Annotated in this window: 4 protein-coding genes; all 4 read right to left on the bottom strand. The window is 38.1% G+C overall.

What is annotated here, in order from left to right; all coding sequences use genetic code 11:
* Positions 1–553, bottom strand: a 553-nt coding sequence (locus ESV85_RS07235; protein WP_317130773.1) for a DUF2231 domain-containing protein, incomplete at its 3' end; no start/stop codon positions are given.
* A 147-nt stretch (positions 554–700) separates the two neighbouring features.
* On the bottom strand, positions 701–2203 hold the full coding sequence (locus ESV85_RS07230; RefSeq protein WP_146916114.1) for a RagB/SusD family nutrient uptake outer membrane protein: 1503 nt from the start codon (positions 2201–2203) through the stop codon (positions 701–703).
* A gap of 10 nt (positions 2204–2213) precedes the next feature.
* Positions 2214–5552, bottom strand: a complete 3339-nt coding sequence (locus ESV85_RS07225; protein ID WP_223275932.1) for a SusC/RagA family TonB-linked outer membrane protein — start codon at positions 5550–5552, stop codon at positions 2214–2216.
* A gap of 148 nt (positions 5553–5700) precedes the next feature.
* Complete coding sequence (locus ESV85_RS07220; protein WP_146916112.1) at positions 5701–6594, bottom strand: FecR family protein; 894 nt, start codon at positions 6592–6594, stop codon at positions 5701–5703.
* Positions 6595–6839 lie beyond the last annotated feature (245 nt).

The following is a 6839-nucleotide window of genomic DNA, read 5'->3' as shown; positions in this document are numbered from 1 at the left end:
CTTCCCCGATCAGTTTCATTTCTTTCTCAGGGGAAAGTTCTGTTTCGTAAGAGGCAAGGTTTATCGGAGTTTTTTCAATTTCTAATTCATCATCGATACTGCTAGGTAAAACTTCCGTAAGGAAATCTTCCCCATGCGTAAGTGATCCGCCAAAATGCCCCGTGAGTGAAACACCAAGAGCAGTCACAAATAGAGTCGTCCTAAAAACTTTTATTTGTAAAGCATTAGGTTTACGGCGGGTTTTAGGAAGAAGAAATAAGATAACTACGCTTAAAATTGCGGTAAAGATTCCTATCCATTTGTGCAGATCGAGAAGCTCTCCACTTGTTCCCTCATTGGTTGCCAGCAGCCAACCCATAGGGGCGGCAAGTAAAGCACTTACTGCCCCTACGGCTGCTAAAATGATAATACCAGGCCTGATCTTAGAGTTGAATTTACCAAAAGTAAATAACTCCATTAATGCCGCCACTAAAATCAAAGCAATAGGAAAATGGACAATCAGCGGATGGAGTCTCCCCATGAATTGCCACAGCCAAAAAGCAGATTCTTGCATTACTTTATTTTATTAATTACTTATGAAAGCTGACAAATTCACTACCCAATAGCAGGCAAGTAGAGAGTCCGGCTTCTCAATTTATTTATTTACCAAAAAGGTATTCATTGCTAATATTTTCAAGCTAGCATTACACCTTTGTAGAAATTAATACCCAGGGTTTTGTTGAATGTTGGGATTAATTCTTCTTTGATCAGCTGGAATTGGGAACAGCAACTGATATTCTTCAATTTGGTAATCTCCATTTGAAAAAGGGATTCCCCCACGGTCAGTAGTGGGTTTAGCTATTTCAGAACGCCCATGAGCTTTTAGTAAATCAATAAGCTCTGAGTTTGAATGGGTTCTTTTCAGGTCAAACCACCTGTGATTTTCAAAGGCTAGTTCAATTCTCCTCTCCTTCCATATGGCCTTCCTAAATTCGCTTTTGTCCAATCCCGAAAGGGCTGGGAGCTTGGCTCTTTCTCGCACCATATTTAGGTACTCAAATGCTTCACTTGATGGCCCAGTAACTTCATTAATGGTTTCTGCTAGCATTAAGAGAACATCCGAATAGCGGTATACTGGCCAGTTATCGTCAGAGGCTCCTCTAACTGAATGATCATGGTTGTACTTATTAATATAAGGCACCGGAACCCACTCGTCAGATTGATTGAAATACCCCTCTTTCAAAGAGGCTTCCTTTCTTGCATCACCAGTTTCATATAGCGCGATTATTTCATTGGTAGGTATGTTCCATCCACCACCATCTTGTCCAGGGAAATTAATCACTGAACCATTCGATGAGCGTGGTGCGAAAGTATAGATAAATGAACTGTTGACGCCTCCAGTGTTTAATCCTAAGTATTGGATTTCCCAGATTGATTCACTGTTGTTTTTATTGTTCGTTTCGAATACGTCTGCATAATTATCGACCAATGTATATCCGAGTGGAAGTATTTTGTTCAAGGTGCTCAAGCATTCAGTATAATTTTTTTGTGTTAAATATACTTTAGCAAGAAGAGTCAATCCTGCACCTCTTGTAGCTTTTCCTGCTTTAGTTTCAGGATAACTTGTGGGTAGTTTTTGGACTGCATCTTGAAGATCTGTAAGGATAAACTGATAAACTTCAGTCTCAGGTTTTCTAGCTGCTAAGAAAGCTTCTTCAGGACTCTTGATCGGAATATCAATAATTGCTACATCTCCGAAGGAGCGTACAAGGTCAAAGTACATCTGTGCTCTGATAAACTTTACCTGTCCGATTGCTTGATCCTTTACTTCTTGGTCAATTTCGATCTGCTCTAAATTGTATAATAGCGTATTTATATTTGCAATTATATAGTAAGACGTATTGTACAGTGAAGAAAAATTTTGAGTCCCAGGATTGTATTGCCAATATTCCAAAGCTTCCAATGATGGTCCCTGACCACGATCTCCTACGTTAAACTGTAAGGTGGTATTGTCACTAATGTATTCAGTAAACTGCCATTGGCTATTAAAGTAATCTTGAAGAAGTGCATAGACTCCATTCACAGCCTGTTCGATTTCAGCTTCATTTTTGTAAAACTTATCAGCAACTAAAACGGTTGGATCTGTTTTATCCAAAAAACCGTCGCATGATGAAGCAAAAATGAGCGTGATAGGTATTAATATGAATTTCTTTAGAAGTTTCATGAGTTAGATATTAAAAGTTGATACTTGCGCCAATTGTGAAAACTCTCGGAACGGGATATGCTTCATCGTCAACTCCTAGATTAACCCCTCCTCTTGTATTGACATCTGGGTTCGAACCAGGGTATTTACTGAATAGAAATACGTTTTCTCCGCTTAGGAAAATGCGGGGATTGTTTTTGAGGTTTTTGACGGGAATTGTGTATCCTACTGTGATATTACGTAGCCATACGTGTGAAGCATCATATACATACCTAGAATTAGATTCTCTTTCCCACTTCCAAGTGCTGGAAGTTGCACCAACACCATCTCCTGGACTTTCTGGAGATCTCCATCTATTGACTCCGGACTGTAGAATATTGAAAACTCCATCCATATTCATTGTGGTAGCTTCAATATTTCTAAATACATCATAATTGAAGGCGCCTGTAAACAACACATTGAAATCAAAATTGCCAGCATCACCACCAAGAGTCCAGCCCATTAGTAATTTAGGGTGCGGATTTCCGATTTCTACCATGTCCTGAGTGTCGTATGAGATCACTCCATCTCCATTGGTGTCCTCATACTTATATGTACCAGGTATAGCACCATCTTGGGTTGGCCAGTTAGCTATTTCTTCATCAGTATTAAATATCCCTACTTTTTTAAAGCCATATAGCATTCCCATGGGTCTTCCTGCTTTCGAGACATTATAGGTGTCATAGAATCCTCCTGTCCAAATCGCATCATTTTCGCCCCTGATTTCCAGTACTTTATTTCGGTTTACAGTGAAGTTCAAATTACTCCTTAAGTTTAATTTCTTAACTGAAGTTCTAAAATCGAGCGCAAGCTCAAATCCATTGTTTTTCACTTTACCAACATTGTCGAGTGACTGAGTGAAGCCCGATACGGATGGCATTTCCACAGACAAAAGCATGTTGTCGGTTAATCTGTTGTAATATTCTGCCGTTACGACCAAACGATTATCAAACAATGCCAAATCTAGTCCAATGTCAGTTTGCTGGCTTTGTTCCCATCCTAGATTGTTGTTACCGAAATTCGACAACACCTGGCCATTCACAAGCACGCCACCTAGCACATAATTAGAAATCCGTAGGTTAGAATAACTTGAATAATTTCCAATTGCATTGTTACCAGTTACTCCGAAGCTTCCTCGTAGTTTTAGATCTGATACCCATTTTGTCTTTGGAAAGAAGTCTTCTTCAAAAACCCTCCATCCAATAGAAAGTGCGGGGAAATTTCCATATTTATTATTAGCACCAAACCTAGAGCTTCCTTCTCTTCTTAAGGAGGCTGAAGCAAGATATTTATCCTTATAGGAATAATTCATCCGTATAAAATATGCCAGCAAACTCCATCCATATTCTCCTGAATTTGTTGTTTGTACAGTTGCGGCGCTTAAATATCTGTTTTCATTATTTGGAAATGTATTTCCATTCCCCTGAAGGAACGTAGTATTTTCTTGTTGGGCTGAGAAACCTATAAGGCCTTCTATCCTATGGTTTTCAAAGGTATTGGAATAGCTTAACAGCTGATCACCAGATATATTATAAGTATTATAGGAAGACTGTGATAGCGTAGCTACGCGAGGAGGAGGTTGGTTAAAGCCAGTTCCGGCAAGCGTTGATGGTCTAAATTCTTTTTGCTCACTGCCGCTGTAGATCGCATTGACAGAGCTTCTGAATTTAAAATTCTTTAGAAATGACAATTCAACAAACCCGTTACCTAGGATGTTGTTGCCAACTCTAGTTCTTGATAATTCATTCAGCTCTTGGACTATGTTTGCAGTACCAAAAACCCCATTGGTTCCTCCGATATAGGTGTTATAACTTCCATCTTCATTATATACAGAATATCTTGGGTCTGCCCAAAGCGCACGACCTATCACTGCACCTCGTCCTGTTGTTGGGGCGTAATTTTCCTCTATATGTGCTGCTGACATATTCCAACCTATTTTCAGATAATCAGTGATTTGCCCTTCAACATTTACTCTCGCATTAAAACGATTATAATCAGTGTTTATCACAGCACCTTGTTGGTTAATATAGCCTAGGGATGCGATGGTCTTTAGAGCGCCCTTTCCGGCGGTAAGCGTTCCATTGACATTCGTAAAGCTTGCATTTTGATTTAAAATTTCTTCAAACCAATCAGTGTTAACAGTAGTCTCCTCTGGATATCTAAATTCTGCAGGGATTTCTTCAATACTTGGTTCACGATTCTCAAAATATCTGATTTTGTCTACAAAACTTTCATTTTTAAAATAAGCAAATTCTTTTCCGCTCATCATTTTTGTCCGTCGAGAAGTCGGAACATTTGTAATCCCTTGATTAAGATATAATTGAAAACCTACCACATCAGTTTTAGCAGATTTTGTTGTGATCAAAATAACCCCATTTGATCCCCTTGCCCCATAGATAGCAGTGGAAGCGGCATCTTTAAGCACTGTAATACTTTCAATATCAGCTGGATTTACGATGTTACCTATAGATGTCCCTACTGGAAATCCGTCTACAACAAATAATGGATCGCTTCCAGCACCTAAGGATCCAATTCCACGGATTGTGATCTTCATGTCTTGGCCAGGCGTGCCTGATTGTTGCTGTACCTGGACGCCTGCTGCCTGACCTTGAATGAGTCTTGATGCATTTGTCGTAGGGATATTTCCGATTGCTTCCATGTCAATGACAGAAACAGCGGATGTTATATCGGCTTTTCTCTGTGATCCATATCCCATTACTACCACTTCATCCAATGCCTGTTCATCTTCAACCATAGTGACATTAATCTCTACCTGGTTACCAACTTCAATCTTTTGTTGTATAAAGCCAATAAATGAATAGACTAAAAGATCTTCTGATAAGGCAGAAATAGAATATTTTCCATCTATATCGGATACAGTTCCTGATGTAGACCCTTCTACAATAATGGTCACTCCGGGTAGTGGTCCCCCGAGGTTATCTTTAATTACGCCAGTAATATTAATTTGAGTTTCAATAACGCTTTTATATTCTAAGCTATTTTGACTGGAGGCCAGCCGCATGGAAATGTTCCTGTTTACTTGTTGAAAATTCAATCCTGTTTGTTTTCCAATTTCTATCAGTAAATCTTCCACAGAAATATTTGATCGATTTACTGATACCTCTTTCCTTAGATATTTTTCATTTTCATGTATAGTGAAGTTAAACTCTGTGTCGTTTTCGATCACTTGGAGGACATTGATAAGCTTTTCGTTGCTAAAGGAAACGCTCACAAAAACTTCATTGATTTTTTGAGCTTTAATTGTATGAGCAAGAATTACATTCAACACAAGCATCTGAAACAAAAAACCATATAGGGTGTATTTTGTCATTTTCAGAATTAGCAGTATAGGTTTATTTATCATAATTTTGGGTTATAGAGTACTGACAAGTATTTTAATAGGTTTAGCCAAATTGTGTCTAAGCAATGGGTTAAACCGTCTCAGAATCAATGGGGCGCAATCCCATTGGTTCTGTTTTTTAGAATGTGATGGTCACATTAGAATCTTTTATCTCATAGGCAAATTTTTTCGAGTATTGGAGATCAGTTAATACATTTTTTAATGATTGATTTTCATACACTGTGGATATTTTCCAAGCAGCGGAAACGCTACCTTTTACGGTAATTTTCACCCCATACCACCTTTCTAGTCTGCGTGAAACTTCTTCTAAACTGGCATGATTAAACACCAGTTTTCCCAGCTTCCAACCTATCACATCTTCAATCTCAAAGGATTGCTCTAAAAATTGCTGTGTAGTTGGGTTGATAAGTAATTCTTTTCCAGGATTAAGCGTAGCCAGTTTATCAGTAGACTCTGTGTGGTTTATCCCAACTTTCCCTTCAATTAAGGAGATTCGGATTTCATTGAGATTAAAAGTATTTACATTAAAAGCTGTACCAAGTGCAACCGTTTCAATGTTTTTGCTTTCCACTATAAATGGCTTTTTTTCATCCTTGGAAACTTCAAAATATGCTTCACCAATTAAAACAACCCTTCTTTCAAGGCCCTCAAAATTTTCTAAATATTTTAAACTGGAACTACTGTTCAGATAAGCAATTGAGCCATCAGGTAAAAAAACCTTTGTTTTTTGCCCAGGTATATTTTCTCTTAAAATAAAAGTAGGCGCTATTGATAAGGTATCAATCTGCTCAGATTCTCCAAAATCAGCAGTACTCAATACCCAGAATAATGATCCAGCCAAAAAAAGGATTGCAGCAGCATATCGAAAAAACAAATCCCACCTCCATGCTTGCTTTGGTTGTTCCATCATTGCGCTAGTCCAAATTTCATTTGCCTTTGCGTCAACGTTAACCAAAATGGGTTCAGCAGTGTCCTCTCTCCATGTTTTTTGAATGTTTTCAATGAGTTCCAAATTCTCCTCGCTTTGACCAACCCAATTCTTAAGAATCACAAGTTCATCTTCACTGGCAGTATTAGTCAGCCACTTGGCAAGTATTCTATCTATCTGATCTTTCGGTACATTCACATCTTAATAGACAATCGAAGTCTAAAAAGGGCGTAACGCATTTTGATAAATTTTCAAAAAATTAATTCTTAATCATGCGTTTATTCAGAATAAATAATTGGATTAGTACAAATACATAAAATAAAACAGAT

This window comes from Algoriphagus aquimarinus, from assembly GCF_007997215.1.
GTDB classification, from domain to species: Bacteria; Bacteroidota; Bacteroidia; order Cytophagales; family Cyclobacteriaceae; genus Algoriphagus; species Algoriphagus aquimarinus_A.
The sequence above is the reverse complement of the archived record's forward strand: the minus strand, read 5'-3'. Positions and strand labels throughout refer to the sequence as shown.

Excerpts from the sequence above, each read along its gene's own strand:
- ESV85_RS07230 (WP_146916114.1), bottom strand. The coding sequence starts at position 2,203 with ATGAAACTTCTAAAGAAATTCATATTAATACCTATCACGCTCATTTTT.
- ESV85_RS07225 (WP_223275932.1), bottom strand. The coding sequence starts at position 5,552 with ATGACAAAATACACCCTATATGGTTTTTTGTTTCAGATGCTTGTGTTG.